The following is a 17002-nucleotide window of genomic DNA, read 5'->3' as shown; positions in this document are numbered from 1 at the left end:
CAGGAGCGGACAATGCCAACCCAGACAGCGGCAGTAACAGGCGCGGGCACGCCGGCGCTCGAAGAAAGGAAGGAATCCTGGGTGCCGATGATCACCATCGCACTGACCCAGGTTCTGATGTCGTTCAACGTGGCGTCGCTGCCGGTGGCGCTCGGCGGCATGGTCAAGAGTTTCAACGTGCCGCCTACCACGATCGCGACCGGCATCGTCATGTATTCGCTGTCGGTCGCCGCGTTCGTGATGCTGGGCGCGAAGCTGAACCAGCGCTTCGGCTCGCTGCTGGTGTTTCGCATCGCCGTGCTGGTGTTCGGCGCCGCCCAGGTACTGATGACCTTCAGCCCGAACGCGAGCGCGATGATTACCGCGCAGGCGGTGTCGGGGCTGGCCGGCGCCGCGATCGTGCCGGCTCTCGTCGCGCTGATCGCCGAGAACTATCGCGGCAACCAGCAGGCCACCGCGCTGGGCGCGCTCGGTTCGGCGCGCGCGGGTGCCGGCGTCACCGCGTTTCTGGTCGGCGGGATGCTCGGCACTTACATCGGCTGGCGGCCGGTGTTCGGAATCCTGATCGTTCTGGCGGTCGTCATTTTGCTGCTGAGTTTCCGGCTCAAGGCCGACCGCGGACGCCCCGAAGTCAATATCGACATGGTCGGCGTGATTCTCGCCGCGGCGGCCATCGTGCTGATCACGTTCGGCTTCAACAATCTGAACCGCTGGGGTCTCGGGCCGGTGCGCCCGGCTGCGCCGTTCGACCTGTTCGGACTATCGCCGGCGCCGGTGATGATCGTGCTCGGGATCGTGCTCGGCCAGTCGTTCGTGGTCTGGACGCGGCGGCGTAGCGAGGCCGGCAAGACGCCGTTGCTCGCGCTGCAAGTGGTTACGTCGTCGACCGAGCGCGCGGCGGTCGTCGCGATGTTCGCGGTGGTCGCGCTCGAGGCGATGCTCAATTTCACCGTGCCGCTCTATATCCAGATCGTGCAGGGACGCACGCCGCTGTCCACCGCGATCGCGATGCTGCCGTTCAACCTGTCGGTGTTTTTCTCGGCGATGCTGATCGTGCGTTTCTACGCGACGCTCACGCCGCGTCAGATCGGCCGGTACGGTTTCATCATCACCACGGTCGCGTTGCTGTGGCTCGCGTTCGTCGTGCGCAACAACTGGAGCGAGATTCCGGTGCTGATCGGTCTGGTGGTGTTCGGGATCGGCCAGGGGGCATTGGTGACGCTGGTGTTCAACGTGCTGGTCAGCGCGTCGCCGAAAGAACTCGCGAACGACGTCGGTTCGTTGCGTGGCACCACTAACAATCTCGCAAACGCGGTCGGCACCGCGGTGGCCGGTGCGCTGCTCGTGAGTCTGCTGGCGGCCAACGTGATGCGCAACGTGACCGAAACGCCGGTGCTCACGCCCGAGCTGCAAGCCCAGGTCAATCTCGACAATATCAACTTCGTCAGCAACGACCGGCTGCAGAGCGTGCTGGAAGCCACCAGCGCGAGTCCGGAACAGGTCGCGGCGGCGTTGCAGGTCAACGAGGATGCCCGCCTGCGCGCGTTGAAGATGGGGCTGTTGATCATGGCAATGATTTCCGTGCTCGCAATTTTTCCCGCCAGCCGGTTGCCGAATTACCTGCCCGGGGAATTGCCGGTCGAACCGCCGCTCAAGGCGGTGGCCGGGCCGTCGGAGGCCAAGGCGTGAGTGGCCGGCGCGTTGCATGAAATGAACTAGGACAATAGAAATCCTTTTTTAGAACACTAGACTGGGCTGCATGGAAATCGATGCAGCCGCGTGCGACGCGTTTTATCCGCATTAGTGGCCGCTGCATCGAAACCGCGAATCAACTCTTTCGATGCAGGGCCCAGTGCATGTCCGTTTCGTCGTCAGTCGATCTTTCTCTCGCCGACATCTACCGCGCGCGCAGCCGTATCGACGGGCGCGTGTGCCGCACGCCGCTCGTCGAAGCGCCCGCGCTGTCGGCGCTTGCCCGTACCCCCGTCTATCTGAAACTCGAAACCGTGCAGCCGACCGGCAGCTTCAAGCTGCGCGGTGCGACCAATGCGCTCGCGCGGCTCGCCGAAGCCGGCTGTGCGCGCGTGGTGACCGCATCGACCGGCAATCATGGCCGCGCGCTCGCGTATGCGGCGCGCGCGCTCGGCATCGACGCGACGGTGTGTCTGTCGCGGCTCGTGCCGGCGAACAAGGTCGACGCGGTTCGCGCGCTCGGCGCGCAGGTGCGCATTAGCGGGCAGAGCCAGGACGAAGCGGAGCACGAAGCATTGCGGCTCGCGCGCGAAGAAGGTTTCGCCTATGTGCCGCCATTCGACGATCCGTTCGTGATCGCCGGGCAGGGCACGATCGGCCTCGAAATCGTCGAGGCGTTGCCGGACGTCGCGAACATCGTCGTGCCGCTATCGGGCGGCGGTCTGTTCGCGGGGATCGCGCTCGCGGCTAAAAGCGCGAATCGCGCGATCGGTCTGACCGGCGTCACGATGGCGCGCGGCGCGGCGATGCATGCGAGTCTCGCGGCCGGCAAACCGGTGCTGATCGAAGAACTCGACACGCTTGCCGATTCGCTCGGCGGCGGGATCGGGCTCGATAACCGCTATACGTATGCGCTGACGCGCGAACTGATCGACCACACGGTGCTGCTCGACGAAGGGTCGATCGCGCGCGGGATCGTGCATGCGTACCGGCATGAACGGCTCGTCGTTGAAGGCGCGGCCGCGGTGGGGATTGCCGCTGTGCTCGATCGCGCGCTGCCGGCCGGGTGCATCGAGCGCGGGCCGCTGGTGCTGGTCGTGACCGGCGCGAACATCGATATGGATCTGCATCGGCGGTTGATTGCCGCCGATGATTCGCAGACCGAATCTCAATCACGCTCGCTCACTACACGATGACTGCCATCACGCTCCTTGGCGAAGCCGAGCTTCGCGAACTCGTGCCGCTCGACCTTGCCGCGATCGACCAGATCGAGGCGGCCTTCCTCGCGCTCGCCACCGAGGCGGTCGCGATGCCGCCGGTCCTGCGGCTCGACCTGCCCGCGCACAACGGCGAAGTCGACGTGAAGACCGCGTGGCTGCCGCGTCTCGACAGCTTCGCGATCAAGGTGAGCCCAGGCTTTTTCGACAACCCCGCGCTCGGTTTGCCGAGCCTGAATGGTTTGATGCTGGTGTTGTCCGCGAAGACCGGCTTGACCGAAGCGGTGCTGCTCGACAACGGTTATCTGACCGCGATTCGCACCGCCGCGGCCGGCGCGGTGGCCGCGCGCTGGCTCGCCAATCCACACACGCCGCAAGTCGCGGTGCTCGGCGCGGGCGAACAGGCACGGCTGCAATTGCGCGCGTTGATGCTGGTACGGCGTGTTGAACGCGTGCGGGTGTGGGCGCGCAATTCGCAAAGCGCGCAGCGTTTCGCGGCGGCGGTAAGCGAAACGCTCGGCGTGCAATGCGAGGTCGCGCGCGACGTTCGCCACGCGCTCGCCGAAGCGGACATTGCGATTACGACCACGCCGAGCCGCACGCCGCTGATCGACGCCGCCGATCTGCATCCGGGTTTGCACATCACCGCGATGGGCTCGGATGCCGAGCACAAGAATGAAATCGCGCCGGCCGCGTTGGCTGCCGCGCGCTACGTCTGCGATCGCGTGCAGCAAACGCGTGTACTCGGCGAACTGCATCACGCATTGAACGCCGGCACGCTGCGTGCCGATGGGCCGTTCGTCGAACTCGGCCGGGTGATCGCAAAGCAAGCCGTGGGCCGCACCCGCGAAGCTGATGTGACGATTTGCGATCTGACCGGCACCGGCGCGCAGGACACCGCGATTGCCGCGCTCGCGTTGCAGCGCGCGCGTGCCGCGAATGCGGGAATGATTTTTCGCAACGACGCGCCGACGCAATGACGCGCGTCGATCGGCAATATGCACTACGCCGCCTAAGCGGCTCATGAAGGAGTGGCACAGATGCGGGCATCCCCGATTCAACCGACGGTCGATTTCAACGCCGACGGCGAGCAGCACGGCTTTCTCAAACTGCCCCATTCGCACGACGGCTCCGCATGGGGCGCGGTGATGATTCCGGTCACCGTGATTCGCAACGGCGAGGGGCCGACCGCGCTGCTGAGCGGCGGCAATCACGGCGACGAGTACGAAGGGCCGATCGCACTCGCGAAACTCGCCGGCACGCTCAAAGCCGGTGACGTATGCGGCCGCGTGATCATCGTGCCGTTCATGAATTTCCCCGCGTTTCGCGCGGGCACCCGCACGTCGCCGATCGATCGCGGCAATCTGAATCGCAGCTTTCCGGGCAGGCCGGACGGCACCGTGACCGAGAAGATCGCCGATTATTTTCAGCGCTATCTGTTGCCGCTCGCCGACTATGTGCTCGACCTGCACGCGGGCGGCCGCACGCTCGATTTCGTGCCGTTCGCCGCGATTCATCTGTTGCCTGACGCGACCCAGCAGGCGCGCTGCGAAGCGGCGATGCGCGCATTCGGCGCGCCGTATTCGATGCGGATGCTCGAACTCGATAGCGTCGGCCTGTACGACACGGCGGTCGAGGAAGCGGGCAAGGTGTTCGTATCGACAGAACTGGGCGGCGGCGGTACCGCGACCGCGCAGAGTGTCGCGGTCGCGGAGCGCGGCGTGCGCGGTTTCCTGCAGCACGCGGGCATTCTCAAGCAGGACGAAGCAAGCGGCGCCGCGCCGCGTACCACGACGCTGCTCGATATGCCCGACGGCAACTGCTACACGACCAGCGAGCACGACGGACTGCTCGAATTGTGCAAGGACCTGGGCGAGATGGTCGAGCGCGGCGAGGTGATTGCGCGGGTCTACGATGCGTCTCGCACCGGCGTCGCGCCGGTCGAATATCGCGCGCGCCGTGCCGGGATGCTCGCCGCGCGGCATTTCCCGGGGCTCGTGCGGATCGGCGATACGGTCGCGGTGGTGGCCGATGTGCTCGAACGCGGCATCCCGGTCGCGGTCTGAACGCGCGATGAAACTCGACCGCTACGATCTCGCGATTCTGCGCATCCTCGCGCGCGACGGACGCATTACGAAGTCGCGCCTCGCCGAAGAGATCAATCTGTCGATCTCGCCGGCGTGGGAGCGCGTGAAGCGCCTCGAAGAAGAAGGCGTGATTCGCGGCTATCGCGCGGATATCGATTGGGTCCGCGCGTTCAAGGGTAGCCGCGTGGTGGTCGAGGTCACGCTCGCGCGTCACACCGCGCCCGACATGCGGCGCTTCGAGGAACGCATCGCCGCCGCGCCCGAGGTGGTGCAGTGTCTTGCAACGGGCGGCGGCGTCGATTATGTGATGCAGGTGTTGTCGCGCGATATCGACCACTACCAGCGTTTTATCGACACGCTCTTGACCGACGAATTGGGCATCGAGAAGTACTTCACGTACATCGTCACGAAGGTCGTCAAGGCTGGCCAAGAAAGCTTGCCGGAATGGGCGCGGGAGTCGATCGGCGAGAACGGATGAAGGAGTGAATAAGTGCGAATGGGCACGGCCGATGCGGTAATGCGTGCGTGTAGAGGCCGGCCCGAAAAACCTCTTCTGTTCAGACCGATTGCAGAAAAAACGCAATCTTCGCGACATCACAACAAAAAAATCCGCAGTGCCGCCGGACCTACAGTGATAGCAGATATCGCACACAGGAGGTCGTCATGTTGCTGGGTCATCCGGTTCTATTCAAATCGCTGTGCTACGTGGACGGGCGCTGGATTCATAGCGCGAGCGCCGCCAGCGTGGCGGTGCAGAACCCCGCGAATCAGGAAGTGCTCGGTCACGTGCCGATGCTCGACGCCGCGCAGATCACCGCCGCGGTCGATGCCGCGCAGCGCGCATTCACGACATGGCGCTGGCTGCCGGTCGCGAAGCGCTCCGCGCTGCTGCTGCGCTGGCACGAGCTGATCCTGCGCCATCAGCAGGATCTCGCGGCGATTCTGTCGCTGGAGCAGGGCAAGCCGCTCGCCGAAGCGCGCGGCGAGATCGCGTATGGCGCGAGTTTCGTCGAATGGTTCGCGCATGAAGTGCGGCGCCTGAATGGCCGCACGATTCCGACGCATATCGACGGCGCGCAATTGGGCACGATCGTCGAGCCGGTTGGCGTCGCCGCGTTGATCACGCCGTGGAATTTCCCGTGCGCGATGCTCACGCGCAAGGCTGCCGCCGCGCTCGCCGCCGGCTGCACGGTGGTCGCGAAGCCCGCGCACGAAACGCCGTTTTCGGCGCTCGCGCTCGCTCAGCTGGCTGAGGAAGCGGGTTTTCCGGCCGGCGTATTCAACGTGGTGCTCGGCGAGCCGCAAATGGCGATGCAAACGCTGGTGTCCGACAGCCGGGTGCGCTCGGTCAGCTTCACCGGTTCGACCCGCGTCGGTGCTTTGGTGATGCAGACGGCGGCCAACGCGGGCATCAAGAAGACCGCGCTCGAACTCGGCGGCAACGCGCCGTTCATCGTTACCGAAGATGCGGACCTCGAACAGGCGGTACGCGTCGCGGTCGCCGCGAAGTTTCAGACTTCCGGGCAGGACTGCTGCGCGGCGAACCGGATCTTCGTCGCTCGTCCGTTGTACGAAGCATTCGTCGAGCGATATAGCGACGCGGTGCGGGCATTGAAAGTCGGCGACGCGTTCGAGCCGGGTGTCGATGTCGGTCCGCTGATGCACCAGGCCGCTTTCGACGCGACCGCGCAGCGTGTCGCCGACGCACGGGACAAGGGCGCGCGCATCACGGTCGGCGGCGCGGCGCACGAGCGCGGTGGCTGGTTCTTTCAGCCGACCGTGGTGGCCGATGCGGCGGCCGGCATGCGCATCTACGACGAGGAGAACTTCGCGCCGATCTCGGCGGTGACGCCATTCGATTCGCTCGACGAAGTAGTCGAGCGCGCGAACGACACCGAATATGGACTCGCCGCCTATGTGTGCGCGAAAGAACTGAACACCGTATTCCAATTGATCCGCCGGCTCGACTTCGCGATGGTGTCCGTCAACGGCGCGAAATTCACCGGCGCGCCGATTCCGTTCGGCGGGATCAAGTCGTCGGGACTTGGCCGCGAAGGCGGCGCGGAAGGCTTCGAGCCGTTCGTCGAGACACGCTATTTCTGCCTGGGCCAGCTTGGACTGCCGGTTACCGACAGCCTGCCCGCGCGCGCGGCGGCCAGTGCGATGGCGGCGGATGCGACGGCCTGAAGCCGATCGATCAGTCATTCATTTTTTGATTTGAACATTACCCGAAGGAGTAACCCATGAATCAACTAGAGCAACTGCTGAGCGCGGACCGCGCGCACTTCATGCATCCGTCGACGCACGCGCACGATCACGCGAGCGGCGCGCTGCCGGGCCGGATCGTGACCGGCGCGAAGGGTATCCGTATCGAGGACCATCAAGGCAAATCGTATATCGATGCATTCGCCGGGCTGTATTGCGTAAACATCGGCTATGGCCGCACCGAAGTGGCCGAAGCGATCTACGAGCAGGCGAAGAAGCTCGCTTATTACCATACCTATGTCGGCCACTCGACCGATACGATCATCGAACTGTCGTCGCGGATTATCGACTGGGCGCCGCAGGGAATGAAGAAGGTGTACTACGGGATGTCGGGCTCGGATGCGAACGAAACGCAGATCAAGCTCGTCTGGTACTACAACAATGTGAAGGGCCGGCCGAACAAGAAGAAGATCATTTCGCGCGATCGTGGCTATCACGGCTCGGGGATCGTCACCGGCAGTTTGACCGGTCTGCCGAGTTTTCATCAGTTCTTCGATTTGCCGGTCGAGCGCGTCAAACACACCGTGTGTCCGCATTGGTATCGGCGCGCGCCGGCGGGGATGAGCGAAGCGCAGTTTGTCGCGTATTGCGTCGATGAACTCGAAAAGCTGATCGCGCGCGAAGGCGCGGATACGATCGCCGCGTTCATCGGCGAGCCGGTGATGGGCACCGGCGGAATTTTGCCGCCGCCTGCCGGGTACTGGCCGGCGATCCAGCAGGTGTTGAAGAAGCACGACATTCTGCTGATTAGCGACGAAGTGGTGTGCGGGTTTGGGCGGGTCGGTTCGAAGATGGGCGCGCAGCACTATGGGATTCAGCCCGATCTGATTACCGTTGCGAAGGGTTTGACGAGTGCGTATGCGCCGCTGTCGGGTGTGATCGTCAGCGAACAGGTGTGGGACGTGATCGATAAGGCATCCCAGGAGTCGGGCGCGATGGGGCATGGCTGGACCTATTCCGGTCACCCGATCTGCGCGGCGGCGGGACTTGCGAACCTCGAAATCCTGGAGCGCGAGAACCTGACGCAGAATGCCGCGCAAACCGGCGCGTATCTGCTGGAGCAGTTGCATGCGGCGTTCGACTCGCATCCTCTGGTCGGTGAAGTGCGCGGCGTGGGCATGCTGGCCGCGCTCGAATTCATGGCCGATAAAGATGCGCGCCAGCCGTTCGATGCGGCGCTGAAGGTCGGGCCGCGTGTGTCGGCCGCGGCGATGCAGCGCGGGCTGATTGCGCGGGCAATGCCGCACGGCGATATTCTCGGCTTTGCGCCGCCGTTGGTCGCGACGCGCAGCGATGTGGACGAGATCGTGAAGCTGACGCGTGAGGCGGTGGATGAGGTTGCTTCGCAGGTGTTGGCGAAGACGGCGGCGGTTTGAGGGGATGAGGGGAAGAGAGAGGCGGCCGCTGATGAGCGGCCGCTTCTTTTTATAAGTCGAAACACCGATCCGGAATCACAACAATATTCCCGACAAAGCTCTTCTCCATAAACCGCGTCTGCGCTTCATGAAACTTCGACAGCGGATAAGTCGCGGCGAGAACCGGCCTGATCGTACCGCTCCCGATATAGTCGAGCACACGCTTAAACGCGCCACGCGTCCCTTGCGACGACCCATTCAACTGCAACTGCTTCAGATACATCGTGCGCAGATCGAGCTGCACGACCGGCCCGGCAATCGCGCCGGCCGTCGTATAACGCCCTTCCGGTCGCAGTACATTCAGCAGCTTGCCGAACAGCGCCCCGCCGACCAGATCGGCGACCACGTCGACCGGCTTGCCGTTCATCATCCGCTCGACATCCGCAACGAAATCACCGCTGTTGCGTAGCATCACGGCTTGCGCACCGAGTGCGAGCACCGCCTCTTCCTTACCCTTGCTGACCACCGCATACGGAATCGCACCGCGCGCGCGGCACAACTGGATGATCGCCGAGCCGACGCCGCCGGACGCACCGGTAATCAAGACGCTCTCACCGGCTTTGACGCCGGCCCGCTCGATCATCTGTTCGCCGGTGTGATACGCACACCAGAACGTTGCAAGTTCGGCATCCGAATAGTTGGAGTCGACGCGGTGCGCATTCTCCGCGGGCACAGCCGTATATTCAGCGTAACCGCCGTCCCGACCGTGACCGATATAGTCGATATCGGCGAGGCTGTCGTCGTCGCGGTTATAGATCGATGCATCGACGATCACCCGCTCGCCGATCCGCGCGTCGCTGACACCGCGCCCCACCGCCACCACCCGTCCGACGATATCCGCGCCTTGAATGCGCGGAAACGTCAGCGTCGAGCGGCCGCGTCGCCATGTCGACACCGCCTGCGGGTCGTCGTCGGTGCCGTACGCGCCCTGGCGGACCCACACGTCGGTATTGTTGAGCCCGCACGCGGTGACTTCGATCAGTACTTCGCCCGCCGCGCAGACCGGCACCGGCACGTCGTCGCGATAGACGAGTTTGTCGAGGCCGCCGTGCGCGGTCAGCACGATGGCCTTCATTGTTTTCGGAAGCATGTGTCCTCTTCAATGGAAAGGGCGTCGCGCTTGCGTGGCTTCACGCTCTTGCGACGCCGGCGGGATTACGGTTTGACGAACAGTTTGCGAGGCGTTTTGCAGAAGGTCTCGACGCCGGAGTCGGTAATCAGAATACTTTCGGTGATTTCGAGTCCCCAATCGTCGAGCCACAGTCCCGGCATGAAGTGGAACGTCATGCCGGGTTCGAGGACCGTCTTGTCCCCGGGACGCAGGCTCATCGTGCGCTCGCCCCAGTCCGGCGGATAGCTCGCGCCGATCGGATAGCCGCAGCGGCTGTTCTTTTCTATGCCGTATTTGTGCAGTACCGCAAAGAACGCATTGGCGATGTCCTCGCAGGTATTGCCCGGTTTCGCGGCGGTAAGCCCGGCCTCGATCCCTTCGACCACCGCGCGCTCGCCTTCGATGAAATGCTTCGGCGGCTTGCCGAGATACACGGTGCGCGACTGCGGACAGTGATAGCGCTTGAAGCAACCGGCGATTTCGAAGAACGTGCCGGCGTCTTTTGCAAACGGTGTGTCGTCCCAGGTCAGATGCGGGGCGGCCGCGTCGGCGCCGGTCGGCAGCAGCGGCACGATCGCCGGATAGTCGCCGCCATGACCGTCCACGCCGGTAATGCCTGCCGAGTAGATTTCCGCGACGAGGTCATTCTTGCGCATGCCGGGTTCGATGCGCTCGACGATATGCGCGTGCATCTTCTCGACGATGCGCGCGGCCACCCGCATGTACTCGATCTCGCGCGGCGATTTGACCGCGCGCTGCCAGTTCACGAGGCCGGTCGCATCCTGCCATTTCGCCTCCGGCAGATTCGCGACCAGCGCGCGATACGCGGCGGCGCTGAAATAGTAGTTATCCATTTCGACGCCGATCTTCGCGTTGTCCCAGCCGCGCGCCGCGATCACGTCGCGGGCAAGGTAGTCCATCGGATGCCGGGCGGTGGATTGCACGTAATGATCGGGATAACCGACGATCTGATCGTGCTGCATGAAAACGGTGCGCTTCGCACCATTCGCGTCCTGGCCGCGTCCGTACCAGACCGGCTCCCCGTCCAGCGCGAGCAGCACGCACTGGTGCACGTAAAACGACCAGCCGTCGTAGCCGGTGAGCCAGGCCATATTGGTCGGGTCCGACACGATCAATAGCTCGATGCCGGCCGCCTGCATGGCCTTGCGTGTCTTGCGAAGACGCGCGGCATATTCGTCGCGTTCGAACGGCAGGCGCACGACGGGCGCCTCAATTCGCGATTCGTGTTGCGTCGTATCTGACATCTTCCCCTCTCTCTGAGCGTGACGTCGTTGCGGGAAGTGGCGCCCGTTGCACGTGAATGGGGCGTCCACGGGGTATTTCTCGGCGCAGTCTAATGCCGCGAAAAAAGCCCGCCGAATGTGCTAGTTCAATCTTCGTCGCGCGAATAGCCGGCGCATCGCAGTTGTTGCACTGCACGCATTGACGCTCTTTGCTCACACCGGAAAAAAGAATTGTTCTAGAGCAATTTAGAACGGAAATATGGCTGCGTATTCTGATTCGCATCACTGGCGGTCCCAGTACCGCCGCCGCAATCCATTCACTGAAGTCACGCATGACGAACGGGATCGAATCGATATGAACACTGCGCGAGTTACCGATCTGCTGAGCGCTTCAGGCATCGCCCCGGCAAGTCTTTCTTCCGACCGCGCGGCCGCGCCTGCCGCTGTTTCGCAGCGGCGCGAGGAAGCAGCGGGCGTGAAGCCGCTGATCCGGATCGACGGGATTACCAAGCGCTATGGCGCACTGACCGTGCTCGATGGGCTGTCGCTCGACGTGATGCCCGGCGAAAAGCTCGCGCTGATCGGCCCGTCCGGCTCGGGCAAAACGACGATCCTGCGCATTCTGATGACACTCGAAACGATCGAAGGCGGCCATATCGAAGTGGACGGCGAACAGCTGTTCCATATGCCGCGCGGCGCTCAGATGGTGCCCGCGAACGAGCGGCATCTGCAGAAGATGCGCGAGAAGATCGGCATGGTGTTTCAGCACTTCAATCTGTTTCCGCACAAGAGCGTGCTCGAGAACGTGACGCTCGCGCCGATGCTGACCAAGGGCGAGAGCCGCGAGTCGGCCGAGAAGCGCGCGCTCGAATTGCTCGACATGGTCGGAATGGCGGACAAGGCGAAAAGCCGTCCCGCGCAATTGTCGGGCGGACAGAAGCAGCGCGTCGCGATTGCGCGGGCGCTTGCACTGGCGCCGAAGATCATGCTGTTCGACGAAGTGACTTCCGCGCTCGACCCCGAACTCGTCGAAGAAGTACTGAACGTAATGCAGCGGCTTGCGCGTGAAACCGATATGACGATGCTGCTGGTCACACACGAAATGGGTTTCGCGCACGACTTCGCGGACCGCGTGCTGTTCTTCGACCGCGGCCGGATCGTCGAGGAAGGCAAGCCCGAGGACATCTTTACGCATCCGACTCACGAGCGCACCCAGACCTTCCTGCGCAAGATTCTCGCCGCGGGACACCGGATCTGAGCCCGACGCATTCCATTTCCGACGTTGCACATCACTCACTACTACGCCATACCACCACGCCTTAGGAGCCAGAGATCATGAAGCTGAAGGGGATTCTGATTGCGGGAGGACTGTCGCTGCTGACGTTCGCGAGCGTTGCTCATGCGGCCGACGACAAGCTCACCCAGCTACGTCAGCAAGGTTTCGCGCGAATCGCGATTGCCAACGAACCGCCGTTCACCGCGATCGGCGCCGACGGCAAAGTAACCGGCGCGGCGCCCGACGTCGCGCGCGCGGTGTTCAAGAGGCTCGGCGTCAACGACATCGTCGCGTCGGTGTCCGAATACGGCGCGATGATTCCGGGCCTCGCGGCCGGGCGTCATGACGCGATAGCGGCGGGACTCTTCATGACGCCGCAACGCTGCGCGGCGGTGGCTTATTCGCAGCCGGTGCTGTGCGCGGTCGAAGCGTTCGCGGTCAAGAAGGGCAACACGAAGAGCATCAAGACCTATGAGGAAATCGCCAAGGATCCGAAAGCGGTGATCGGCGTGGAGGGCGGCACCACCGAACAGAAGCTCGCGACCGCCGCGAATATTCCGACCGATCGCGTGATCATCGTGCCGGATGGCCAGAGCGGTCTGAAGATGCTGCAGGATGGCCGCATCGATGTATTCGCATTGCCGCTGCTGTCCATTACCGATCTTCTGTCGAAGGCGAAAGACCCGAATCTCGAATCGATCGCGCCGGTGCTGAACACGCCGGTGCAGTGCGACGGCGTTGCATTCCGCAAGCAGGACACCGCGTTGCGCGATGCGTTCGACGTCGAGCTGAAGAAGATGAAGGAGTCCGGCGAATTCGCGAAGATCGTCGAACCGTACGGCTTCTCGGCGAAAGCGGCGATGTCGAATAGCCGCGAAAAGCTCTGCTCGGCGAAGAACTGAGCGTGAGGGCGAAGGCCATGCGTGCGCGGCAACGTCATGGCTACCGATACATTGTTTTCCGCGAGGTGCATCGATGAGCCACTGGTCCGGCTATTTGCTGCTGATTCTGAAGGGCGCGCAGACGACCGTCGAGTTGACGCTGATGGGCGCGGTGCTGGCGCTCGTGATGGCGTTCGCCGCGGGTCTCGGGCGTCTGTCGCGTTTCTTCGCGGTGCGTGCGATTGCCACGTCGTATATCGAGTTCTTTCGCGGCACGTCGATCTTCGTGCAACTGTTCTGGGCGTACTTCGTGTTGCCGATGGCCGGCATTTCGCTGACGCCTCTGCAGGCCGGCGTGCTCGCGTTGGGCCTGAACGTGGGCGCGTACGGCGCGGAAGTGGTGCGCGGCGCGGTTGCCGCGATCGGCCATGAGCAGCGCAACGCGTGCATCGCGCTGAATCTGACGCGATATCAACGGATGCGCCACGTGATCCTGCCGCAGGCGTTGCCGCTGATGATGCCCACGTTCGGCAACAACGCAATCGAATTGCTGAAGGGCACCGCGGTCGTGTCGCTGATCTCGCTCGGCGACATGACGTTCCAGGCGCAAGTGGTCCGCTCGCAAACCGGCAATACGCTGCTGCCGTTCGCGACGATTCTCGCGCTGTACTTCGCACTGGCGTGCCTGATTTCGTTCGGCATGCGCAAGCTCGAAAACCGGATGAGCTTCGGGCTCGACCGGATCAGGAGATAGAGCCATGGAATGGGACTGGAGCTTCGTGCGCGAGATTCTGCCGATTCTGCTGCAAGGGTTGAAGATCACGGTACTGGCGACGCTGCTCGGCGCGGTCGTCGCGGCGATTGCCGGGCTGGCGATCGCAATTTTGCGGCTCGCGCCGAATCGCGCGGTGTCGCGCGGCACCGCGGCGGTCGCGAGTTTCATTCGCGGCACGCCGTTGCTGGTGCAGTTGTACTTCGTGTTTTACGTATTGCCGGATATCGGTATCCGGATGCCGGCGCTCGCGGCCGGCGTGCTGGCGATCGGCGTGCATTACGCGACGTATGCGGCCGAAGTCTATCGCGCCGGGATCGAAAGCATTCCGCGCGGGCAATGGGAGGCCGCGAAAGCGTGCAACCTGAGTCCCGTGCAAACGTGGCAGCACGTAATCATCCCCGAAGCCGTACCGCCGATGCTGCCCGCGCTCGCCAATTACCTGATTTCGATGTTCAAGGAAACGCCGCTGCTGTCGGCGATCACGGTCCTCGAATTGATGAATCAGGCAAAGATTATCGCGAATACGGACTACCGCTATCTGGAGCCGATGACGCTGGTCGGCGTGCTGTTCCTCTTTATCAGCCTGATCGCGGTGGCCTGCGTGCGGCTGCTCGAAAAGCGCTTTCCCGCGCCGGGGCATTAATGACGCCAACTCCTATTGAGCAATTTCAACGCAGGCCGCAACTGATCGATCGCGCGTTCGAAAAACGTGTTGGCCTCGTCATTCTCGCCACCGACCACACCACCGAGCCGGATTTTGCCGCGCTGGTTGCGAGCGAGCGGATCGGCATTTATGTGAACCGGGTGCCGTATGCGAACCCGGTCACGGCCGAGAACCTGCGGGCGATGCAACCTTCTTTGACTGCCGGCGCCGCGTTGATCCTGCCCGACGAAACGCTCGACGTGGTGATGTATTCGTGTACGTCGGCGTCGGTGATGATCGGCGATGCGCAAATAGAACAGGCGATTCACGCGGCGAAGCCATCGGCCAGAGTCGTCACGCCGACCGCCGCCGCGGTCACCGCGCTCGATACGCTCGGCGCGCGCCGCATCAGTGTGCTGACGCCCTATACGGTCGACACCAGCCGGCCGATGGCCGAGTACTTTGCCGCGCGGGGTTTCACGATCGATCGATTCTCCTGCATCGGTCTGAGCGACGACCGCGAAATGGCACGGCTCTCGCACGACGATATCGTCGCGTTCGCACGCGAAGCGATTGCGCCGGAGTCCGACGCGCTGTTTATCTCCTGCACCGCGGTGCGCGCTGCGCCGATCATCGCGCGAATCGAGGCGGCGATCGGCAAACCGGTGGTGAGCAGCAATCTCGCGACCGCATGGATGTGTTTGCGGCTGTGCGATGAGAACACGCCGCGCGTGGGGCAAGGGCGCCTGATGAGCTTGCCGTTGCTCGTACGCTGAGCCACTAGAAGACGTTTTGCCGAAGGCGCAACCCCTGCATAGAGCATGCGCGGCCGCGCGAATCGGGTTGTTTTCCCGAACGCGTTCGCCGCGCGATTCACACGCGCGTACGGATTACCGCATCCGCTTCGCACTTCATGGAAAACCCCGATCACCGCATCGTCCTAGAACATCGTTTCGGCCGCGCGCCGTCGGTATCGTGGACTCGGGCGACGTTGCCTGGGTCGCACAGCAGACATTCCGGAGGAGAGATGGAGATGGATTACGTACATTCATGGAGCGGCGAACAAACCGCGCAGCCGCCGGCGCGTAGCCTGCTGCGACGCGCGATTGCCGCGTCGGCGCTCGGCAACGCAACCGAGTGGTTCGACTATGGGATTTACGCGTACGGCCTCACTTATATTTCGGCCGCGTTATTTCCCGGCAGCACCGCGCAAGCCACTTTATTCGCGCTTGCGACGTTCGCGATTTCGTTTCTGGTGCGCCCGCTCGGCGGTCTGTTCTGGGGGCCGCTCGGTGACCGGCTGGGTCGCAAGCACGTACTCGCGTTGACGATCATCATGATGTCGGTTGCGACGTTGCTGGTCGGGCTCGTGCCGACTTACGCGAGTATCGGCTGGTGGGCGCCGGCCTTGCTGGTCATTCTGCGGATGATTCAGGGCTTTTCGACCGGCGGCGAATATGGCGGCGCCGCGACTTTCATGGCCGAATACGCACCCGATAAAAAGCGCGGCTTTTGCGGCAGCTTTCTCGAATTCGCGACACTGGCGGGCTTCTCGCTCGGCGCGTTGCTGATGCTCGGTTGTTCGGTCGTGCTCGGCAATACCGCGATGCATGCATGGGGCTGGCGCCTGCCGTTTCTGATCGCGGCGCCGCTCGGTCTGATCGGTTTCTATCTGCGCTCGAAACTCGAAGATACTCCCGTGTTTCGCGAACTCGAACAGACGAAGCACAACGAACCGCACAGCTGCGTGACGCTCAAAAAACTGTTGACCGACTACTGGCGACCGCTGGTTCTGCTCGGTGCTCTGGTGGTCGCGTTGAACGTGGTCAACTATGTTCTGCTCGCGTATATGCCGACCTTCATGCAGAAGCAGCTCGGTATGAGCGACAACATGTCGTTGCTGGTGCCGCTGCTCGGCATGCTCGCGATGATGGTGTTCCTGCCGCTCGCCGGCACGTTCTCGGATCGCATCGGCCGCAAGAACGTGTGGTGGTTTTCGCTGGTCGGGCTATTCGTCGCCGCGATTCCGATGTTCATGTTGATGAAGCTCGGCGTAGTCGGCGCGCTGATCGGCTTCTCGGTACTCGGGCTTCTGTATGTGCCGCAACTCGCGAGTATCTCGGCGATGTTCCCCGCGATGTTCCCGACTCAGGTTCGTTATGCGGGGATGGCGATTGCGTATAACGTATCGACGTCGATTTTTGGCGGCACCGCGCCGATGGTGAACGAATGGCTGGTCGCGAGAACCGGTAATGCATTGGTGCCCGCGTACTACATGATGGCCGCGTGTGTGATCGGCGCGATTGCGCTGATCTTCGTTACTGAAACGTCCGGATGTTCGCTGCGCGGGCAGGGGATTCCGGGCAAACAGCCGCCGCCGCTTCGCTGATCGAGAA

15 protein-coding genes are annotated in these 17002 nt (G+C 63.3%); 13 read left to right on the top strand and 2 right to left on the bottom strand.

What is annotated here, in order from left to right; genetic code table 11:
• Nucleotides 1-12 precede the first annotated feature (12 nt).
• From BTH42_RS29555 to BTH42_RS29525, 7 genes are all read left to right on the top strand, one after another.
• Entirely contained in the window at nt 13-1689 is a 1677-nt protein-coding gene (locus tag BTH42_RS29555) for an MFS transporter (RefSeq protein WP_143752254.1), read from the top strand.
• A gap of 167 nt (nt 1690-1856) precedes the next feature.
• The gene (gene eutB / locus BTH42_RS29550; RefSeq protein WP_075304722.1) at nt 1857-2888 is read left to right on the top strand and encodes a hydroxyectoine utilization dehydratase EutB; all 1032 of its coding nucleotides are present in this window, start codon (nt 1857-1859) and stop codon (nt 2886-2888) included.
• Entirely contained in the window at nt 2885-3889 is a 1005-nt protein-coding gene (locus BTH42_RS29545; RefSeq protein WP_075304721.1) for a cyclodeaminase, read from the top strand. Before eutB ends, BTH42_RS29545 begins: the two co-directional genes overlap by 4 nt.
• A 60-nt stretch (nt 3890-3949) precedes the next feature.
• Complete coding sequence (gene doeB / locus BTH42_RS29540) at nt 3950-4975, top strand: N(2)-acetyl-L-2,4-diaminobutanoate deacetylase DoeB (protein WP_075304720.1); 1026 nt, start codon at nt 3950-3952, stop codon at nt 4973-4975.
• A 7-nt stretch (nt 4976-4982) separates the two neighbouring features.
• The gene (locus BTH42_RS29535) at nt 4983-5474 is read left to right on the top strand and encodes an Lrp/AsnC family transcriptional regulator (protein WP_075304719.1); all 492 of its coding nucleotides are present in this window, start codon (nt 4983-4985) and stop codon (nt 5472-5474) included.
• Nucleotides 5475-5659: 185 nt separating this feature from the next.
• Nucleotides 5660-7183 carry an NAD-dependent succinate-semialdehyde dehydrogenase gene (locus BTH42_RS29530; RefSeq protein WP_075304718.1) on the top strand — a complete coding sequence of 508 codons (1524 nt, stop codon included), beginning with the start codon at nt 5660-5662 and terminating at the stop codon, nt 7181-7183.
• 56 nt (nt 7184-7239) lie between these two features.
• Complete coding sequence (locus BTH42_RS29525; protein ID WP_075304717.1) at nt 7240-8637, top strand: aspartate aminotransferase family protein; 1398 nt, start codon at nt 7240-7242, stop codon at nt 8635-8637.
• A 49-nt stretch (nt 8638-8686) separates the two neighbouring features.
• Here BTH42_RS29525 and BTH42_RS29520 read toward each other — a convergent pair whose 3' ends face one another.
• Nucleotides 8687-9766, bottom strand: a complete 1080-nt coding sequence (locus BTH42_RS29520) for an alcohol dehydrogenase family protein (RefSeq protein WP_075304716.1) — start codon at nt 9764-9766, stop codon at nt 8687-8689.
• A gap of 65 nt (nt 9767-9831) precedes the next feature.
• Complete coding sequence (gene doeA / locus BTH42_RS29515) at nt 9832-11052, bottom strand: ectoine hydrolase DoeA (protein ID WP_075304715.1); 1221 nt, start codon at nt 11050-11052, stop codon at nt 9832-9834.
• A 334-nt stretch (nt 11053-11386) separates the two neighbouring features.
• Here doeA and ehuA point away from each other — a divergent pair, with 334 nt between their 5' ends.
• The 6 genes from ehuA to BTH42_RS29485 all read left to right on the top strand — a co-directional run bounded on the left by ehuA (nt 11387) and on the right by BTH42_RS29485 (nt 16995).
• Nucleotides 11387-12289 (top strand): ectoine/hydroxyectoine ABC transporter ATP-binding protein EhuA, encoded by a 903-nt coding sequence (ehuA, locus tag BTH42_RS29510; RefSeq protein WP_083654971.1) that lies wholly within the window; start codon nt 11387-11389, stop codon nt 12287-12289.
• Nucleotides 12290-12366: 77 nt separating this feature from the next.
• Nucleotides 12367-13209, top strand: a complete 843-nt coding sequence (ehuB, locus tag BTH42_RS29505) for an ectoine/hydroxyectoine ABC transporter substrate-binding protein EhuB (protein ID WP_075304714.1) — start codon at nt 12367-12369, stop codon at nt 13207-13209.
• A 73-nt stretch (nt 13210-13282) separates the two neighbouring features.
• Entirely contained in the window at nt 13283-13942 is a 660-nt protein-coding gene (ehuC, locus tag BTH42_RS29500; protein ID WP_075304713.1) for an ectoine/hydroxyectoine ABC transporter permease subunit EhuC, read from the top strand.
• Between the two features lie 4 nt (nt 13943-13946).
• On the top strand, nt 13947-14606 hold the full coding sequence (ehuD, locus tag BTH42_RS29495) for an ectoine/hydroxyectoine ABC transporter permease subunit EhuD (protein WP_075304712.1): 660 nt from the start codon (nt 13947-13949) through the stop codon (nt 14604-14606).
• Nucleotides 14606-15382 carry an ectoine utilization protein EutA gene (gene eutA / locus BTH42_RS29490; RefSeq protein ID WP_075304711.1) on the top strand — a complete coding sequence of 259 codons (777 nt, stop codon included), beginning with the start codon at nt 14606-14608 and terminating at the stop codon, nt 15380-15382. The genes ehuD and eutA overlap by 1 nt, the downstream gene beginning before the upstream one ends.
• A 257-nt stretch (nt 15383-15639) precedes the next feature.
• Nucleotides 15640-16995 (top strand): MFS transporter, encoded by a 1356-nt coding sequence (locus BTH42_RS29485; RefSeq protein WP_075304753.1) that lies wholly within the window; start codon nt 15640-15642, stop codon nt 16993-16995.
• The last annotated feature ends 7 nt before the right edge of the window (nt 16996-17002 follow it).

Source organism: Burkholderia sp. SRS-W-2-2016, from assembly GCF_001931485.1.
Taxonomy (GTDB): domain Bacteria; phylum Pseudomonadota; class Gammaproteobacteria; order Burkholderiales; family Burkholderiaceae; genus Paraburkholderia.
Note: the sequence above shows the minus strand (reverse complement) of the source record. Positions and strands in the feature narration are given on the sequence as shown.